Source organism: Halorubrum saccharovorum DSM 1137 (assembly GCF_000337915.1).
Classification (GTDB): Archaea; Halobacteriota; Halobacteria; order Halobacteriales; family Haloferacaceae; genus Halorubrum; species Halorubrum saccharovorum.
In genome coordinates this window covers 17,772-35,575 of the sequence record NZ_AOJE01000058.1, presented here as the reverse complement: position 1 = coordinate 35,575, position 17,804 = coordinate 17,772, and the positions used below count along the sequence as shown (strand labels likewise).

Below are 17,804 nucleotides of genomic sequence, written 5' to 3'. Positions count from 1 at the left end.
ATGTGGTCCCTGAGCGCGGCCGGCGACCGACTCTCGCAGGCGGAGGCGATGGCGCGAGAGGCTCCGGAGCTCGTCGTCGTGGCCGCGATCGTCGCGCTCGTCGTCGCCGTCGGAGGGTACGTCCTGTTCCGCGCTCGCAGGACGCCCGGCATCAGGTTCCGTCGACTGCTGGCCGACCGCGACGAGATCGCGGTGTTGATGCATCCGAATCCGGACCCTGACGCGATGTCGGCGGCGCTCGGTGTCGCGTCGCTCGCGGAACAGCTCGGCGTCGACGCGACGGTGCAGTATCCCGGACAGATCCGCCACCAAGAGAACCGAGCGTTCCGAACGGTGCTCGATCTGGACTTGGAGCCGATCGAGCACGTGAGCGACCTGGCCGCCGAGTCGGTCGTGCTGGTCGATCACAACGAGCCGCGCGGATTCGCCGGCGCCGACGGCGTGCTCCCGCTCGCCGTCGTCGACCATCACCCCGGCGACGGCGCCGGCGAGGCGTTCACCGACGTGCGGACCGACTACGGCGCGACGGCCTCGGTCGTCGCGGAGTACTTCCAGCAGAACGACGCGACGCCGGTGCCGCCGGACAAGCACGCGAGCGAGACGGACAGCGACCTCACGCTGCCGACCCCAACGGCGACCGGGCTCCTGTACGGGATCCTCACCGACACCAAACATCTCACGGTCGGCGCGAGCGAGCCCGACTTCGCGGCGGCGGCGTACGTGTACCCCGGCGTCGACCAGGACCGGCTCGACCGGATCGCCAACCCGGCGGTCGACGCCGAGGTGCTGGAGGTGAAGGCGCGGGCGATCGCGGGACGCCGGGTCGAGGGGTCGTTCGCGGTCGCCGACGTGGGCGGCGTGAACAACGTCGACGCGATCCCGCAGGCGGCCGACGAGCTGATCCAGCTGGAGGGGGTAAGCGCCGTCGTCGTTATCGGCGAGCGCGACGGGACGATCCACCTCTCCGGCCGGTCGCGAGACGACCGCGTTCACATGGGGAACGCCATCGACGCCGTCCTGTCCCGCCGCGAGAACGGCAACGGCGGCGGCCACTCGCGGATGGGCGGCGGGACGATCGCGCCCACGATCGACCCGACCGGCGACGAGGGACCGGAGACCGTCGACCGCGATCGGCTCGCCGACGACCTGTTCCGCGCGATGGCGGGCGACGTGTGAGCGGCGAGCGGCCGGCGGACGAGAAGGAGCGCGGCGGGGCGGGTCGGCCACCGAGAGTTAAGTCGACGGCGGCGAAGCAACGGGTATGAACACCGACTTCTCGCTTGGCGATCTCCCTACCGACGACGGCTGGCGCGCGCTCGCCGGCGTCGGCGTCGGCTACGCGATCGCGACCGGGTTGATATTCGTGCTCTTCTTCCTCGTACCGTACGCGGCTCTGCGAGCGCTGTAGCGACTGGCGACGCGATCGGAAAAACGGAAGAAAAATCGGCGGTGGCGAGCCGAATCAGGCGAACGCCAGCGAGTCGTCGGCGCCGGTCTCGTCGTCCTTCTGGAGCTTCTCGTGAGCCCCGAGGAAGTCGTCGAGGGTGACCTCGGTGCGGTCGTCGCGGATCGCGAACATCCCGGCCTCCGTGCAGATGGCCTTGATGTCGGCGCCCGAGGCGTCCGGCGTCATCTCGGCGAGCTCGGTGAAGTCGATGTCGCTCGCGAGGTTCATCTTCCGGGTGTGGATCTGGAAGATGATCTCGCGGCCCTCGGTGTTCGGCTTGGGCACCTCGATGAGCCGGTCGAAGCGGCCCGGCCGGAGAATGGCGGGGTCGAGCATGTCAAAGCGGTTGGTGGCGGCGATGATCCGGACCTCGCCGCGCTCGTCGAAGCCGTCCATCTCCGAGAGCAGCTGCATCATCGTCCGCTGGACCTCGGCGTCCCCCGAGGTCTTCGAGTCCGTCCGCTTCGAGGCGATCGCGTCGATCTCGTCGATGAAGAGGACGGCGGGCTGGTTCTCGCGCGCGACCTCGAACAGGTCGCGGACGAGCTTCGCGCCCTCGCCGATGAACTTGTGGACGAGCTCGGAGCCGGCCATCTTGATGAAGGTGGCGTCCGTCTCGTTGGCGACCGCCTTCGCCAGCATCGTCTTCCCCGTGCCCGGCGGGCCGTACAGCAGGACGCCGCTCGGCGGGGTGATGCCCACGTCCTCGAACATGTCGGGGTGTTCGAGGGGCATCTCGACGGTCTCGCGGACCTCCTGCATCTGGTCTTCCAGCCCGCCGATGTCGGCGTAGGTGACGTCGGGGGAGTGCTCGACCTGCATCACGCGGGCGCGCACGTCCGTCTCCTTCTCCAGCTTCTTGACGACGGACAGCGAGTTGTTCACCGCGACCCGGTCGTCCGGGTTGAGCTTCTCCCGCATCTCGGCGGTGATCTCGGTGAGCGCCTCCTGGTTGTTCCCGTGCTGTTTGATGACGGCGCCGTCGGGCGTGACCTCCTGGACCGTCGCCACGAACAGCGGGGACTGCTTCAGCTTCTTGTTCTCGTGGGTGAGCCGTTCGAGCTTCTGCTGGTACTTGTTGTTCTCGGCGTTCGCGTCGAGGAGCTTGTCACGCATCTCCTCGTTCTGTGACTCGAGCACGTCGAGCCGCTCTTGGAGCGACTCGATCTTCTCCTGTCTCGACGCCGACCCCTCGTCGTAGGGCAGCTCGACGTCGTCGACGGTGTCTGTCATTGTGCGTAATAAGGCGTCTCGCGCGTAAGAGGTTTCGGGTAGGGGACGTTCGAAGGAAGTCGGGTAGGGAACGTTCGAAGGGAGTCGAAGCGCTGTTCAGGGTGACTGCACCGGGAGTGAGCCGCGATCTCCGCCGGTGAGCGTCGGTCATCGGACTCGATCCGCCGCGGTCGCAGCTCGATCGGTCGTGGCAGATGAGCAAAATAATCGGTCGAGGGCGCCCGGCGCGGTCGTCAGAACGGGGGTGAGTAGTCGGTGTACTCCTCCATCTCCTCCATCTCGGAGGTCTTGTCGGGCATGACCGCCGCCCGCGGGCCACCGGCTCGCCGGACGGTCACCTCCGAGACCCCGTCGAGCTCGTCGGCGAGGCGCCGTCGGATCGCCTTCATCGTCATCGGCGCGATGCCGCACCCGGAGCAGGCGCCGCCGATGGCGACAGTGACCTCCCCCGTCTCCTCGTTCACGTCCTCGATCTCGAAGTGGCCGCCGTGCTCCTGTATCTGCGGAACGTTGTTGCTCAGGTAGTGCCGCGTCTGTCGTTCGAGTCCTTGGGCGCTCATACAGTTCAGCGATCAGGCGGAAATGTCATAAAACCTCGCAATTAGGTGAGCCAAAAGAATCGGAATGTGTTTTTGGTGTGCCAAAATCCAAACATACGTCGATATATCCGCGTTCGGCGGAAGGCGAGTACGGAGGTCCGACCGCGAACTCGATCCGAGGTTTTAGACTCAGATACGAAACCGAGTATAAAGCGTCCGAACGGGTGACTCGGCACGCTCACCGATCGGCCGTCCTCGCGGCGCTCTCTCGCGTCGAGGCGATAGATCCCGGCGTCCGGCGCGGGGGAGCGTCAGGCGTCGGTCGCGGTGAACCAGACGTGAACCGACTCGTCAGCGTTCGCGATCGTCGGAGCGTCCGGAGGGGCGTCCCGGTAGAGCAGGTATTCGACGCGCGTCCGGTCGTCGGGGAACGGGGGCGACGCGGAGTGCGGGCGCCGCCACGTCTCGCCGGGCGCGACGATCCGCGAAAAGCGGTGCAGTTCGGTCGGGTCCGCGGTGCCGCCGCTCCCGCCGGCCGACGCATCGGGGGGAGCGGCGGCGCCGGCGGGGCGGGCCACGACGACGACCGTGTAAGTGACCGCCTCACGCTCGCGGTTCCGGACCGCGACCGCCAGGTCGACGCTCTCACCCGGCGCGATCGTCCGCGCGTCGTCGGTGAGCGCCGAGCCGTCGGCGCTCGCGATCGACAGCGTCGCGTACGGTTCCGGCGGGGAGGCGACGGCGAACCCGGCGACGGCGACGGCAGCGACGGCGAGGGCGACGAAGGCGACCGTGAGCCGGTCGTCGACCGAGACGCCGGGAGTCGGGACCTCGACCCGGGGCGTTCCGGGCCTCATCCGGCGGGCGAGGGCGACGGCCGACGCCCCGACCGTGACCGCAGTCAACGCGAGTGCGAGGGGGGCCGGTCGAACGCCGACCGACAGCACCGACAGCGCGACGCCGGACGCCCCGGCGACGAGCGCGCTCGCGGCTATCGAGAGCGCGGCGCGCTCAAACCCGTCGAGCGGCGCGTCTCCCTCCTCGGCGGCGGGGGGGAACAGGGCGGCTATCACGGCGTATCCGGGTGCCCAGAGGACGAGCAGAAAGCCGAAGACGACGCGCGGCGACGTGTCCCGGACCACCGGCGCGAGCGCGAACGCGTCCGCCGCGATCGCCACCGCGAGCGCCGTCGCGATGTCGGGGGAGCGGCGGAGCGCGGCCAGCGGCGACCGGTCCGGGCGGTTCACGTCCGCGGCTATCGGCGCGTCGTCAAAGGCGTTGTCGTTCTCCGGTTTCCGGGTCACTCCGGGCGGATCCGACCGTCGGAAAGCACGTGAACGTCGTCGAACCGGCCGGCGATCCGCGGGTCGTGGCTCACGACGACGAGCGCGCGCGTGAATTCCTCGTGGACGGACGCCAGCGTCGCCAGCACGTCGTCGGTCGTCGACGGGTCCAGCTGCCCGGTCGGCTCGTCGGCGAGGATGACGCTCGGTCGGTTCGCGAGCGCTCGCGCGATGGCGACGCGCTGGCGCTCGCCGCCGGAGAGCGTCGGCGGGCGACGGTCCGCGAGCGGTTCGATCCCGAGTCGCTCGAACAGCGTGTCGAGCCACGCCTCGTCGGTCTCGCCCGCGTGTTCCTGCGGGACGCGAGCGTTCTCGTAGGCGCTGAGGTCGTCGATGAGCCGAAAGTCCTGAAACACGAAGCCGAAGTGGTCCCGCCGGAGCGCCGCCCGCTCGCGCTCGGGGAGCCGGGCGGCGTCCTCGCCGTGGACCTCGACGCGACCGCCGTCGGGCGTCGCGAGCAGTCCGAGCACCTCGAACAGCGAGGACTTTCCGGCCCCGCTTTCCCCCCGGACCAACAGCCGGGCGTCCGCCGGCACCTCGAAGGAGAGCCCGTCGAGGACCGCCCGGTCACCGCGGGTGAGCGTCACGCCGCGGGCCGCGACGACGGGGTCGCTCACGGCCGCACCCCGCCGGAGCAGGCGCCGTCCGCCCACCGGAGCGCGAGGCCGTCGGCCCCGCCGCTGGCGTAGAGGACGCTGCCGTTCATCAGCCACTCCTCGTACGCCGGCCGTGATATGCGGTGCGGTTCCACCGCCGTCGGCGCGCCGACCGTCGTCCACGACTCGCGAGCGAGCGTCGGGCAGTCCGGCGGACCGGTGTCGCCGCGGAGCCAGGCGGCCACCGGCGCTGCGGTCGCGCCGCTCGACCGGTAGTTGTCGGCGGCGAGCGCCAGGTGGGCGTCGGTGGCCCAGCCGTCCGGAGCGCGGTCGTCGGCCGCGGTCACGGCGTCGAGCTCCGCCGGCTCGGTGACCGGCTCGAACGGGATTGTTCCGAGCCCGGCGAACGGGAGCACCGCCGAGGCGACGAGCGCAGCGACGGCGAAACACACCGCGACCCGCCCGAGAGCCGGACGGCGGCGACGGAGCGCCGCGAGCGCGGCCGCGACCGCGACGAGCGCGCCGGGGTGGAGGAACGTGGACGCGCGCAACGCCAGGTCCTGATACAGCGGCGTGCTCCCGCCCGTGAACGCGAAACCGACGGCCGCGAGGGGCCCGAAAACGGCCGCGAAGACGGCCAGCCCGCGCCGGGTCGCGAGCCGCGGGAGTCCGACCGCGGCGACGCCGAGGAGACAGAGGAGCGGCCCGGCGAGCGCCAGCAGCCTCGGCGACGTGGTCGCCGTCCCGGGGAACACCGGCGCGACCGCGTTGAGGGCGAACACGCCCGCGCCGGCGGCGAAGGCGACGAGCGGGACCGCCCGCTGTACGGTCGGCGTCGCGGTGTCGAGCCAGCGCGCCAGCGCGACGGCGGCGACGACCCACGCGAGGAACAGCCCGAGCGCCGCGGAGACCGCGCCCGCCTTCGGCAGCGCCACCAGCTCGTAGTAGCCGACGGTGAACGCCCAGAAGCCGGCCACTCCGGCGGCTCCCGCCGCGGCGCGACGGGCGGACGGTCGCCGCGCGAGCGAGAGCGCGACGAGCACCGTGGCGATCAGTCCCGCGATCAGCGCGGTCAGGTTGTGGACGAACGGCAACGTCGCGGCGAGCGCGACTGTCGCCGCGACCCACGCGGGGCGCTCGGTTCGAAGCGCCCGGTGGAGCGCCAGCGCGAACGGGAACAGCACCGCGAGCCCGAGGACCTCCCCGTTGACCGACATCGTTCGGAACAGGTACGGTCCGTCGAGCGCGAGCCCGACGCCGACGAAGGCGGCGGCACCGCGCCGGTGCGGTCGCGGGAGGTCGGCCAGGATCGCACGGACGTACGCGACGGCCACGAGCGCCGGGACAACCCCGAGGCAGGCGACGAGCCCCTGGAGCACGTACAGCGGGGCGACGCCAGTGAGCTCGCTCACGACCGCCGCGAGCGTCACGAACAGGTACTGGTCGGCGGCGGGCGCGGCGGGGCCGGTGAGCGCGACGGCGTCCGCCGCGAGGACGCGCTCCGCGCCGCTGGCGAAGACGAACCCGTCGGTGTTGTACGGGAGCGGGGAGCGACCCAGCGGGCTCAGTCGGGCCGCGACGCCGACGGCGAAGACGGCCGCGAAAAGCGACGGGTCGCGACGGCTCACGGGTCACCTCCGAACAGCGCCGACGGGTCGACCGCGCAGTACCGCCACGCCACGATCCCGGCGCTCGCGAGCGAGATGACCAGCGTGCCGACGGCGAGCGGCGGCGCGAGCCAGAGCGGAACGCTCGGGGCGAGTCGGACGCCGAAGACGGTGAGCAGCCCGGCGCGGGACAGCGCCGCCAGCGCGACGCCGGCGAGCGCGAGGCTCGCGACCGCGGCCGGCAGGCCGATCCGCGCCGCGTCGGCGAGGACCCGCCGCGCGATTCGACCGGGCGCGGCGCCGAGCGCGCGGTGAGTCCCGATGTCGCGGCGGCGCGCCTGAACGGCGTCCGCGAACGCCGCGACGGTGCTCCCGATCGTCATCACCGCGCCGAGCCCCACGAGCGTCGCGAGCACGAGCGCGACGTTCCCGAAGGCCCGCGAGACCAGCCCGCCGGCGCCGGCGCCGCCCGCGTCGCGGCCGCTGGCGGCGACGGCGCCGGCCAGTCGGTCGTCGCCGACCACGCGGTACTCCCCGGTCGCGCTCGCGTCGCCGGCGCCCCCGCGAACGCGGTACGTCCCCGGCGGGCGACGGGCGAGGGTCGCCTCCAGCCGCTCCTCCTCGCTGGGTGCGAGGCGGAGGGTTCGCGTCCGGTCGACGCCCGGTCCCGAGAGCGTCGCCGCCGGACCGAGAGACCGCTCCCACGGGTTCCGCACCCGGAGTCCGGCCGTCGGTGCGGTGAACACCCCGGTCTCGTCGGGGAGCGCGAGTCGGGTCGCCGGCGACCGCGCGGCGTCCCTTCCGACCGTTATGTCGCGGTAAGCCGAGCGCTCGCCGGCCGTCACCGCGACGGTGTGCCGACCCGGGTCCGACGGGAGCCGCACGCGGGCGCTGCCGTTCGCGTCCGTTCGGGCGGTTCGGTCGCCGACCGAGACGGTCGCGCCGTCGACGCGGTCGCCGGCGACGGTGCCGACGCCGACGCGGAGCGTCGCGTCGGTCGGTCCGCGGTCGGGGAGCGGCGCCAACACCAGCGTCTCGGGCGAGAGGACCCGCACGGACCACCGGCGGTCGCCGACCGAGACGGTTCGCGTGCCGGCCTCGCGAGCGGGGAACGAGAGCGCGACGGTCCGTTCCTCGCCGCCGCCGAGGGTCACCCGCTCGCGACGCACCTGATCGCCGAAGGACGCCCGGAGCGTCCGCGCGGTTCGCTCGGCGCCGACGTTGCGGAGCCGGACGGTGACGGTGACGTTCTCGCCGACGGCGACCCGTCGCTGCGCGCTGATCCCGAGCGTGGCGATCGTCTCGTCGGTCGTCGCCTCGCCGCCCTCGCGGTACCGGACGAGGTTCGCTGCACCGTCCGGAACGCCCTCCAAGTGGCGCGCGAGAGGGAGCGAGACGAGCAGGTGGTCGTCGGCCGCGCCGCCGGCTGCGACGACGCCGACGATCTCGACGGTGCCGACCGCCCGCGTCGTGCTGCCGCCGAGCGCGAGCTCGTCGCCGGGGGCGAGGTCGAGCGTGTCGGCGAGCCCGGCCCCGACGAGCGCCTCGTCGGTCGCGTTCGGCGGCGAGCCGGCGACGACTCGGGCGTCCGACACCGAGCAGTAGGCGTCGAAGTCGACGCCGCGAGCGGGGAACGCCCGGCCGTCGTGGGCGAGGAACAGCAGGATCTCCGGGCTCGCGGCGACGCCGCGCTGGCGGAACGCCGAGGCGTAGGCCGTCGGGACGCGGCTGTCGACGGGGTGGACCGACCCGGGCTCGACGACCATGCCGCCGCCCCCGCCGGCGCCGAGCCCCCCGAGCACCCCGCCGAGCGCGGCGACGACGAGGACGAACGCGACGAACACCGTGAGCGTCGAGACCGTCGGGACGACGGCGCCTGCGGAGAGGAATTTCGGTCCCTCGGGGAGGAGGTCCGAGCCGTCGGCGCGGAACGGGAGGGCGGGGACCCGCGACCGCTCGGCCGTCTCCTCGCCCGCGTCCAGCGGTGCGCCGCTGACGACCGAGCGCGCGGCGAGCGCCCCCGCGAGGACGCCGACGCAGACGAGCCCGCAGAGCACCGCCGCCACGAGCGCGGTCGCCCGGCCGGTGAGTTCGAGCGGCAGGCCGACCGGGAACCCGAGCGCGACGCCCGCCGTCGCGGCCGCGTTCGGGACGATCACCCCGACCGCGTAGCCGATGGCCGCCCCGCAGAGCGTGAGCAGCCCGGCGCGGGCGGCGACGAGCGCGCCGACGCGCCGAGCGGACGCCCCCGTCGCGCGCAACACGGCGAGCGTCCCACGTCGCTCTCGGACGGTCATCCGCGTCACGCTGAACGCGACGACGCCGACGAGGGCCGCGACGCCGACGGAGACGACGCCGAACACGGCGAGCATCTGCCGCGTCCCGACGAGGAAGAAGGCGAGCACGCCCGACAGCGGCGCCCCCGTCTCGGGCACCGGATCCGCGGTGTGCCGGAGCGCGAGTCCCCGGTCGGCTCCGATCTCTGTCGCCGTCGCCGCATCGGTCACGAGCCACGGCTCCGGAAACGGAGCGTCGCCCGACCGGGCGACCGCCGTCCGCGTCACCGACGCGCGGTCGCCGACGACGGTGACCGTCCCGCCGGAGCCCGCCCCGGCGACCCCGGGCGGCGGCGGAATCCCGAACCCGTTGTCGGGCGGGACGCCGACGACCGTCCGGCGCTCGCCGTCGACCGTCGCCTCGGCGAGTGGGAACGCGACGGCGTCGTCGGCCGGGGTCGCCGGCGGACCGAGGCTGACGGCGGCGTCCGCGCCGTGGTCGCCCGCCATCGCCGTCGTCTGCCCGGACACACCGAGCAGAACGACGACGGCACCGACGAGGAACGCGGCGGTCACGGCGATCACGAGCACCGCGAGCCGGTCACGCGTCGACCACCGCACGAGCAGCGCTCGCGCGTAGCTCATGGAGGAGAAACGGCGGCCGAGAGCGACTGATCGGCTGACACGGGCGGCTTTTTGGATAGCCTAAAGATAAAGCGTGTGGATCGCAGAGTCGTGAGCGAAGCGATGACTGCCGCCCCCGACGACAGACCGATCCGCGTGCTCCAGGTGAGCAAACACTACCACCCGGTGACGGGGGGGATCGAGACCGTCGTCGAACAGCTGGTGTCGGGGATCGAGGGCGTCTCGTTCCGGGTTCTGACGGCGACCGAACGCGGACTGGGGGGCGTCGACTCGGTGGACGGGGTTCCGGTCGTGCGAGCCGGGAACCTCGGGAACGTCAAGTCCACCCCGCTCGCGCCCTCCTTCCCGGTCCGGCTCCGGCGGCAGGCGGAGTGGGCCGACCTCGTCCACTACCACCTCCCGTTTCCGGTCGGACCGGTGAGTCACCTGCTGGCCCGCGTCGACGCCCCGACGGTGGTGACGTTCCACGACGACATCATCGGGAAGGGGCCGGTCGTCTACCCGTACCGTCCGGTGCTCGACCGCTTCCTGCGAGGCGCGGACCGGCTGCTCGTCACGTCGCCCAACATGCGCGACGAGTGCGAGACGGTCGCCCCCTTCGCCGACAAGACTACCGTGATTCCGCTCGGGATCGATGCCGACGAGACAGCCGCCGCGCCGCGTCGACCCGGGGGTCGGCGGGTCCTGTTCGTCGGCCGGCTCGTTCCGTTCAAGGGCGTTTCGACGCTCCTCGCCGCGATGGAGCGCGTCGACGGATCGCTGTCGGTCGTCGGCACCGGCCCCGAGCGCGACGCGCTGGAGCGGGAGGCGGCGAGGCGGGAGCTGACGGACCGCGTGACCTTCGAGGGGTTCGTCTCCGATGCGCGCCTCGACCGGCTCTACCGCGAGGCCGACGTGTTCGTGCTCCCGTCCGTCGGCGCGAACGAGTCGTTCGGGATCGTACAGCTCGAAGCGATGCAGCGGGGGCTTCCCGTCGTCAACACCGACCTTCCGACCGGAGTGCCGTACGTCAGCGTCGACGGGGAGACCGGGCGCACGGTCCCGCCCGGCGATCCGGAGGCGCTGGCGGCCGCCGTCGAGGGAGTTCTCGACGACCCCGACCGCTACGAGCGGTTCTCCGAGAGCGCGATCCGGCGCGTGCGCCGCGAGTTCACGAGCGACCGGCTCCTCCGCGAGACCGAGGCGGTGTACCGCGAGGTGCTGGACGAGGCCGAACCTGCAGGTATATGATCCGAGGCGCGTAACTCCGGCCCGAGCGATGCTCCTGGCGATCCTCGCGGTCGGCGTCGCGTTCGCGCTCCTCTCGCGCCCGTACCCCGCGGTGTACCGGTACGCCGGGGGGGTCGCGCTCGCCGGCCATCTGCTGTTTTCGGTCGTCGTCCTCCCGGCGCTGCCGTACGAGTGGGACATCGCGCTGTTTCACGCCAACGCGCTCCGCGTGGTCGCCGGGAGCCCGACCGACCCGTTCTCGTCCGTGGACGCGTTCGCGACGTTCCAGGCGCTCGCGTACGTCATCTTCGACGCCGACACGACCGTCGTCTCGGTGCTCAACGGGCTGTTCGCCGTCCTGACACCGCTGCCGGCAGCGGCGATCGCGCGGCGGCTCTACCCCGATATCGACCGGACGGACGGGCTCGTCCTCGCGCTGTTGTTCTTCCCGCTCCCCTTCCTGTTCGCCTCGCTCCCCATGCGAGACGCGCTGTCGACGCTGCTCGCGACGGTCCTGCTCGCGCTCGTCGTCCGGGCGCTGGACGAGCGCGACTACTGGACCGCCGTGACCGCGGTGCCGCTCTGGGCCGCCGTGTTCCTCCTGCGCGAGGAGCTGGCGCTGCTCGCCGTGATCGCCGCCGTCGCCGGCGGGAGCGCCCTGGCCGCGAGCCGGCTCACGGACGGCGAGGTCGGCCTCCGCGCGCTGGTACCGGCGGCGGTTCCGAGCGGCGTCGTCGGACTGGCCCTGTTCGCGGCGGTGCTCCCGGTGGACGCGCTCAATCGCCGCCTGCAGTACCGAGCGACTGGAGGCGCCGCCTACCTCGAAGGGATGGCCTACGACTCGTGGCTCGACGTGCTGCTCGCGGCCCCGATACGCGCCGTCTACTTCCAGTTCGCGCCGTTTCCGCTGCACGTCGGCTCGGCGTTCGACGCGCTCGCGATCGCCTCGCTGCCGGCGCTCGTCGTCGTCTCCGTCGCCGCGGTCGGCTCGCTGCGGGAGACAGAGGCGCGAGAGGTGGTCGCGGTCGCGGTCGGCGCCTTCTACCTCGCCGGCGTCGTCGGCTACGGCCTCGTCGACGCGAACTTCGGGACGACGGTGCGCCACCGGTCGATCTTCGTGTTCCTGCTCTGCGTGTTCGCCGCGCCCGCGCTCGAAGGGTGGTACCGGTCGCTCTCTCGATCCATCTCCCGATCCCCCTCGCGTTCACTCGCCGCCCGGACCGAGGCGGCGGGCCGTCGCCCCCCCGAGGACGGCGAACACGAGCAGGAAGCTCAGGAACTTGACTCCCGCACCGAGGTTCGAGGCGAGCACTGAGAGGACGCTCCCGACCACGAACACGGCCACGAGTCCCTTCAGCACGCGCTCGTCGACGACGGCGGAGCACACGACGCTGTCGTCGGCCCACCGACGGAGCGTCCGGAGGGCGCGATAGGCCCTCGACTCGCGGAGCGCGTCGTCCAGCCGCACACCCCGACTCCGGCCGCCGCGAGGATAACTGTTCACGTTTCGTCCGCGGCGAGCCGCTCGAACAGCGCCGCCACGCGGTCGGTGACCGCCTCCCACGTGTAGCCGGCCCGCTCGACGTACGCGCGACACGCGTCGCCGGCCGCCGCGCGCTCGGCGGGCGACAGCCGCCCCCACGCCGACAGCCGCGTCGCGAGCGCGTCGGCGTCGCCCGGCGGGACGAGGAGCGACTCGGGGATCGCCGGGTCGCCGTCGAGGTCGCCGAGGATCTCCGGAGTCGCGCCGGCGCGGGTCCCGACGACCGGCGTCCCCGCGGCCAGCGCTTCGAGCGTCGCGAGCCCGAACCCCTCCAGCTCCAGCGTCGGGAGGACGAACACGTCCGCGCTGGCGTACGTCGCCGGCAGGTCGTCCTCGGGGACGTAGCCGAGGAACGTCACCGAAGACGCGACGCCGAGCCGCTCGGCGCGGGCGACGAGCGACTCCCGGAGGTGGCCGTCGCCGCCGACGTAGAGGTGCGCGTCCGGCGCGTCCTCGACGACGGCCGCGAACGCGTCGAGCAGCGTCTCGATCCCCATCCGGGGCGTCAGCCGCCGGACCGTCAGGAAGTTCGGTCCCGCGGTCGGGAACCGGTCCGCCGTCGCCGCGCTCGGAGCGAACCGCGCCGTGTCGGCGCCGCCGGGAATGACCGTACACGGCGGCGTCGCGTCGTGGTGGCGGTCGACCCGGTCGCGCATGTACTCGCTCAAGACGACGACCCGATCGCTGTGCGAGACGGTGCGCGCCTCGACGCGGTGGCGGAGCCACCGGTTGAGTCGGTGCCACGGGGCCGCGAGCGCGCCGCCGGAGGCTCGGATGTCGTACTCCACGCCCCAGAGCCCGTGAACCGTGTACGTCCGCGGGACCGCGGGGGAGACGGCGCGGTCGACGCCGAGGGAGCTCAACGCGCCGTGAAATCCCACGGCGTCGACCGGCGCTTCGGCCTCGACGGCCTCGACGTGCCGACGGATCTCTCTGAGCGTGGCCGGGAGCCGCGGGATCGACGCCCCGTATCGGTAGACGTCCATCCCGGCGACAGTCTCCCGTCGGGGCGCGTCGCCGCGGCGCCTCGTGACGACGGAGACGCGGTGACCGCGGTCGACGAGCCGGCGGCCCACCTCGTAGCTGTACCGTCCCGAGCCGGTCGCCTCGGGGTCGGGGAAGAGGTTGTTCGTCGCCGCCAACAGGTGCATATCGGGTCGACCGCGCGTCGGCAGTAAGGTCTTGCCTTCCAGCGAAAGGCTCAATCCGGTCCCCCGACGACGCCGAACACATGGAGACGCGCGCCCGACTCGCTCGCGCCCTGACGAACCCGGTGTTGTTCCTGCGCGGGTGCAACCGCCAGTTCCACCGCCGCCTCGGTCTGCGCCCGCACAACCCCGACGGGATCGCCGTCTTCGAGGCCGACTGGGACGCGCTCGTCGTGCTGGACGCCTGCCGCTACGACGTGTTCGAACGGCGGAGCGACCTCCCCGGCCGGCTCGAACGCCGGCGCTCGCGCGGCTCGACTACCGTGGAGTTCCTCCGCGCGAACGTCGCCGGGCGGGACCTCACCGACACGGTGTACGTGACGGCGAACCCGCAGCTCTCACAGCACCGGGAGTCGATTCGGCCCGACTTCCACGAGGTCGTCGACGTCTGGCGCGAGGACGGGTGGGACGACGACCACGGCACCGTCCTCCCCGAGACGGTGACGACCTACGCGAAGCGGGCGGCCGAGGAGCACCCGAACAAGCGGCTGGTCGTCCACTACATGCAGCCGCACTACCCGTTCGTCGGGTCGGGAACGACCTTCGACGAGGGGCATCTCGACGGCGCGGGCGACGGCGAGAACGTCTGGAATCGGCTTCTCACGGGACGCCTCGATGTCGACCGCGAGGAGATCTGGCGGCTCTACGCCGAGAACCTGGACCGCGCCCTCCCGCACGTCGAGTCGCTGGTGGAGTCGCTCGACGGCCGGACCGTCGTGACGGCCGACCACGGGAACATGGTCGGGGAGCGGTCGTTCCCCATCCCGTTCCGCGAGTGGGGGCACCCGCGGGGCGTCTACACGGACGAGCTCGTCGAGGTGCCGTGGCTGGTCCACGAGTCCGGTCCGCGCCGAACCGTCACCCACGGGGCACCCGACAGTCAGGACAACGAGGCCGACGATGCCGACGGCTCCGGCGAGGCCGACGAGAGCGTCGTCGCCGAACGGCTGCGCGACCTCGGGTACGCGGAGTGACGATGACCGGCGAGTCGCTCGCGATCGCGTTTATCCACCCGAGTCACCCGGAAAGCGAGGGGACGGGCGCGACCCACAGCGCCACTCGCATCGTCTCCGAACTGGCCGATCGGGGCCACGACGTGACCGTGTACTGCCGGGAACGCCCCCCGGAGGACGCCGCGGTCGATCCGGCGATCGAGCTCCGCTCGCTCGACCGCTCCGGCTACCCGTACCACACGGGGTTCCAGCTGAACGACGCGATCCGCGACCGGGCCGCGGAGTTCGGCGCGTACGACGTGGTCCACAGCTACGTGATGAACGCGATGCCGGCGCTCGGCGAGGCCGTCGCCGACACCGACGCGGCCACGGTCGTGACGCTCAACGCCTACGGCGCCGTCTGCCCGAAAAACGACCTCCGGTACATGGACCGAGAGGCGTGTGCGTCGAACGGCCTCGCGAAGTGCGCCGCCTGCACGGTCGCGACGAGCGGCGGGCACGACGAGTACAGCGCGCCGTACCGGGCGGCGAGCCGACTCGGCTACCTGGAACTCGTCCGACGGGGGGAGGCGGTCGCCGATCGGATCGACGGCTATCACGCGCTCTCGCCGCACCTGAAGTCGACGTACGCCGACTTCGGCTTTCCGGCGGACCGGCTCGCCGTGATTCCGAACCTCCTCGACGACCGGTTCGACCGTCCCCACGAGAGCGACTTCCGGCCCCCGTACGACCTGCTGTACGTCGGCGCGCTCGCTGAGCACAAGGGCGTCGACCGACTGATTCCGATTCTCGCGGCGCTGAACCGCCGCCACGAGGCCGACTTCCGACTGACCGTCGTCGGCGACGGCGGGAAGCAGTCGCAGTTGGCGGCCGCCGCCGAGCGGGAGGGGGTCGGATCGGCCGTCGCGTTCACGGGATGGGTGCCCAACGCCGACCTCCCGGCGCTGTTCGCCGACCACGACTGCTTCGTCTATCCCGGGCAGTGGGACGAGCCGTTCGGCCGGGTGTTCCTCGAAGCGCTCGCGACGGGGACCCCGGTCGTCGCCAGCGACGTGGGGAGCGTGGCCGACATCGTCGGGGACGGCGGCCGTGTCACCGACGGCTCCGTCGAGGAGTTCGTCGAGACCATCGGCGCGCTCACCGCGGGCGACGACCTGCCGACGCTCTCCGAACGCGCGAAAGAGACGGTGGACGCCTACCGCCCGAGCACCGTCGTACCGCAGTTCGAGCGGCTGTACGAGCGGTGCCTCGACGGCTGATCGGCGAGCAGAGTGCGGTCGGGGCCGAACGCGACCGCGCTACCGGCTCACCTGGGCTACCGGCTCGTCTGGATCCCGTACAGGTCCGCGTAGGTCCCGTCCCGCTCGATCAGTTCGGCGTGATCGCCGGCCTCCGAGATGCGACCGTCTTCCAGCGTGTAGATGCGATCGGCGTTTTTCACCGTCGAGAGCCGGTGTGCGATGGTGACGACGATGTACTCGTGGCTCATCGCCTCGATGGCCCGCTGGACCTCCCGTTCGAGGTTGGAGTCGAGGTCGCTCGTCGCCTCGTCCAACACGAGAACGTCGGCGTCGGCGTCGAGCAGGGCGCGCGCGAGGGCGACGCGCTGACGCTGCCCGCCCGACAGCCTGACGCCGTCGTCGCCGACCCGGGTCTCGTACCCGTCGGGCAGGTCGTCGATGAACTCGTCGACGCGGGCGATGCGACAGATGCGGTCGAGCTCGGCCTCGTCGACGTCGCGGTTGCCGATGGTGAGGTTGTACCGGAGCGTGTCGTCGAACACGAACGGGTCCTGCCTGACGACGGCGACGTGCTCGCGCCACTCGTCGATGTCCATCTCGCGGATCGGCGTCCCGTTCGCTCGGATCTCGCCGCCCGTCGGCTCGTACATGCGCGAGAGCAGCGAGACGACGGTGGATTTCCCCGCCCCCGACTGGCCGACGAACGCGACGGACTCGCCCGCCTCGGCCTCGAAGTCGATGCCGCGGAGCACCGGCGTCTCCCCGTCGTAGGAGAACGCCAGGTCCTCGGCGACCAGCGTCTCGACGGCGTCCGGAACCGGCTCCGAGCCCCCCTCGGGCTCGGTGTTGCTCGACAGTTCGGCGGTGAACTCTCGGGTCCGGACGAGGTGCGGGAGGTCCTTCTCGATCTGGTAGACGAGCTCGTTCGCGCGGCTCGCTTTCGGGCCCAGTCGGAACGTCGCGACGAGGAAGAGCCCGAGGTGGCCGAGGCTCAGGTCGGCGACCGTGAGCGAGAGGTAGATCAGCGCGAATATCGAGACCGCGACGACGAGCTGGTAGAAGTTCGTGATCAGCGCCTCGTTCCGCCGGAGCCGGATCCGGGAGCGGGTGTACTGCTCTACGGCGTCGCTGAACTCCGAGAAGAGCTCGTCGCCGATACCGAAGATGCGGATGTCGCGCATCCCCTGCGTGCCCGCCTGCGCGGCCGACTGGCGCTGCTCGTTGGCGTCCGCGACCCGCTCGCCCACGTCGTATCCGGAGTCGACCATGCTGCGGGAGAGGAGGGTCGCGCCGCCGAGCGTGACGGCGGTGACGACGGTCAGCACCGGCGAGATGACGAGCGCGGTGAGCCCGTACGCGAGCGCGAGCAGCGACTGCTCGAAGAAGAGGACGAAGTTCTCGATGACGCGCCCGGCGTAGAACGTCTGCGTGATGATGGCGTTCAACACGTCGTCCGACCCCTCCTCGTCGAAGTACGAGATGCGCGCGTCGAAGGCGTTCGAGAACGCCGTCATCTGGAGGTCGCGGATGTAGTAGGTCCGCAGCGCCTCCCGCAGCCACGCGACGAAGAAACTGGCCGTGAACCGGACGGTCATGACGACGGCGACGCCGGCCACCGCGGTACCGAGCGTCAGCGGAACGCCGACGAACCGGTAGACGCTCGCGAACGCCTCGGCGATACCGCCGGCGGCGCCTCCGGAACCCGACTGGACCAGTTGGATGATAGGGAGGATGAAACTCAGCCCGATCCCTTCGAGAACGGCCGCGAGCGTTCCGAGCGCGATTATCCCGCCGGTGAGACGCGGGTTGTAACGGGCGACGCTCGCGATCGCTTCCAGCTTCTGTCGTCTCGAGGCCGAGGGGGGGTCAGGGTCCGGCATTACCGATTGCGTACTTCGGTGGAGAGCCGCCGGCGATTATAAGCGCATCCATATACGAAACGCATTAGTCGGGGCTCTCGGAAT

Annotated in this window: 15 protein-coding genes; 6 read left to right on the top strand and 9 right to left on the bottom strand. The window is 71.9% G+C overall.

Annotated elements, in window-relative coordinates; all coding sequences use genetic code 11:
* Positions 1-1,176: a DHH family phosphoesterase gene (locus C471_RS10835; protein ID WP_004048942.1), complete on the top strand. Its 1,176-nt coding sequence runs from the start codon at positions 1-3 to the stop codon at positions 1,174-1,176.
* Between the two features lie 85 nt (positions 1,177-1,261).
* Positions 1,262-1,408, top strand: a complete 147-nt coding sequence (locus C471_RS17710) for a hypothetical protein (RefSeq protein WP_004048940.1) — start codon at positions 1,262-1,264, stop codon at positions 1,406-1,408.
* Positions 1,409-1,462: 54 nt separating this feature from the next.
* On the opposite strand, the gene pan1 is transcribed toward C471_RS17710, so the two are convergent.
* From pan1 to C471_RS10805, 6 genes are all read right to left on the bottom strand, one after another.
* On the bottom strand, positions 1,463-2,680 hold the full coding sequence (pan1, locus tag C471_RS10830; protein ID WP_004048939.1) for a proteasome-activating nucleotidase Pan1: 1,218 nt from the start codon (positions 2,678-2,680) through the stop codon (positions 1,463-1,465).
* A gap of 233 nt (positions 2,681-2,913) precedes the next feature.
* Entirely contained in the window at positions 2,914-3,240 is a 327-nt protein-coding gene (locus C471_RS10825; RefSeq protein ID WP_004048937.1) for a NifU family protein, read from the bottom strand.
* Positions 3,241-3,530: 290 nt separating this feature from the next.
* Positions 3,531-4,523, bottom strand: a complete 993-nt coding sequence (locus C471_RS10820; RefSeq protein WP_004048935.1) for a DUF1616 domain-containing protein — start codon at positions 4,521-4,523, stop codon at positions 3,531-3,533.
* Positions 4,520-5,179: an ABC transporter ATP-binding protein gene (locus C471_RS10815; protein ID WP_049909310.1), complete on the bottom strand. Its 660-nt coding sequence runs from the start codon at positions 5,177-5,179 to the stop codon at positions 4,520-4,522. Before C471_RS10815 ends, C471_RS10820 begins: the two co-directional genes overlap by 4 nt.
* Positions 5,176-6,786 carry a hypothetical protein gene (locus tag C471_RS10810; RefSeq protein WP_004048931.1) on the bottom strand — a complete coding sequence of 537 codons (1,611 nt, stop codon included), beginning with the start codon at positions 6,784-6,786 and terminating at the stop codon, positions 5,176-5,178. The genes C471_RS10815 and C471_RS10810 overlap by 4 nt, the downstream gene beginning before the upstream one ends.
* Positions 6,783-9,686, bottom strand: coding sequence for an FtsX-like permease family protein (locus C471_RS10805; protein ID WP_004048921.1), 2,904 nt, complete (start codon positions 9,684-9,686; stop codon positions 6,783-6,785). The genes C471_RS10810 and C471_RS10805 overlap by 4 nt, the downstream gene beginning before the upstream one ends.
* Positions 9,687-9,761: 75 nt before the next feature.
* Between C471_RS10805 and C471_RS10800 the strand changes: the two genes are divergently transcribed.
* Both C471_RS10800 and C471_RS10795 read left to right on the top strand, forming a co-directional pair.
* On the top strand, positions 9,762-10,916 hold the full coding sequence (locus tag C471_RS10800; protein WP_049909306.1) for a glycosyltransferase: 1,155 nt from the start codon (positions 9,762-9,764) through the stop codon (positions 10,914-10,916).
* A 28-nt stretch (positions 10,917-10,944) separates the two neighbouring features.
* Positions 10,945-12,210: a hypothetical protein gene (locus C471_RS10795; protein WP_004048917.1), complete on the top strand. Its 1,266-nt coding sequence runs from the start codon at positions 10,945-10,947 to the stop codon at positions 12,208-12,210.
* Here the strand turns inward: C471_RS10795 and C471_RS17175 are convergent.
* Together C471_RS17175 and C471_RS10790 are read right to left on the bottom strand one after the other, a co-directional pair.
* Positions 12,100-12,363, bottom strand: coding sequence for a hypothetical protein (locus tag C471_RS17175; protein ID WP_004048915.1), 264 nt, complete (start codon positions 12,361-12,363; stop codon positions 12,100-12,102). The two genes, C471_RS10795 and C471_RS17175, sit on opposite strands and share 111 nt — an antisense overlap.
* 32 nt (positions 12,364-12,395) lie before the next feature.
* Positions 12,396-13,589 (bottom strand): glycosyltransferase family 4 protein, encoded by a 1,194-nt coding sequence (locus tag C471_RS10790; RefSeq protein ID WP_004048914.1) that lies wholly within the window; start codon positions 13,587-13,589, stop codon positions 12,396-12,398.
* A gap of 80 nt (positions 13,590-13,669) precedes the next feature.
* Here C471_RS10790 and C471_RS10785 point away from each other — a divergent pair, with 80 nt between their 5' ends.
* Both C471_RS10785 and C471_RS17170 read left to right on the top strand, forming a co-directional pair.
* Positions 13,670-14,620 carry a hypothetical protein gene (locus tag C471_RS10785; RefSeq protein ID WP_004048913.1) on the top strand — a complete coding sequence of 317 codons (951 nt, stop codon included), beginning with the start codon at positions 13,670-13,672 and terminating at the stop codon, positions 14,618-14,620.
* Positions 14,621-14,622: 2 nt separating this feature from the next.
* Positions 14,623-15,858: a glycosyltransferase family 4 protein gene (locus tag C471_RS17170; RefSeq protein WP_152421896.1), complete on the top strand. Its 1,236-nt coding sequence runs from the start codon at positions 14,623-14,625 to the stop codon at positions 15,856-15,858.
* Between the two features lie 56 nt (positions 15,859-15,914).
* Here C471_RS17170 and C471_RS10775 read toward each other — a convergent pair whose 3' ends face one another.
* Positions 15,915-17,720 carry an ABC transporter ATP-binding protein gene (locus tag C471_RS10775; RefSeq protein WP_004048911.1) on the bottom strand — a complete coding sequence of 602 codons (1,806 nt, stop codon included), beginning with the start codon at positions 17,718-17,720 and terminating at the stop codon, positions 15,915-15,917.
* Positions 17,721-17,804: the final 84 nt, after the last annotated feature.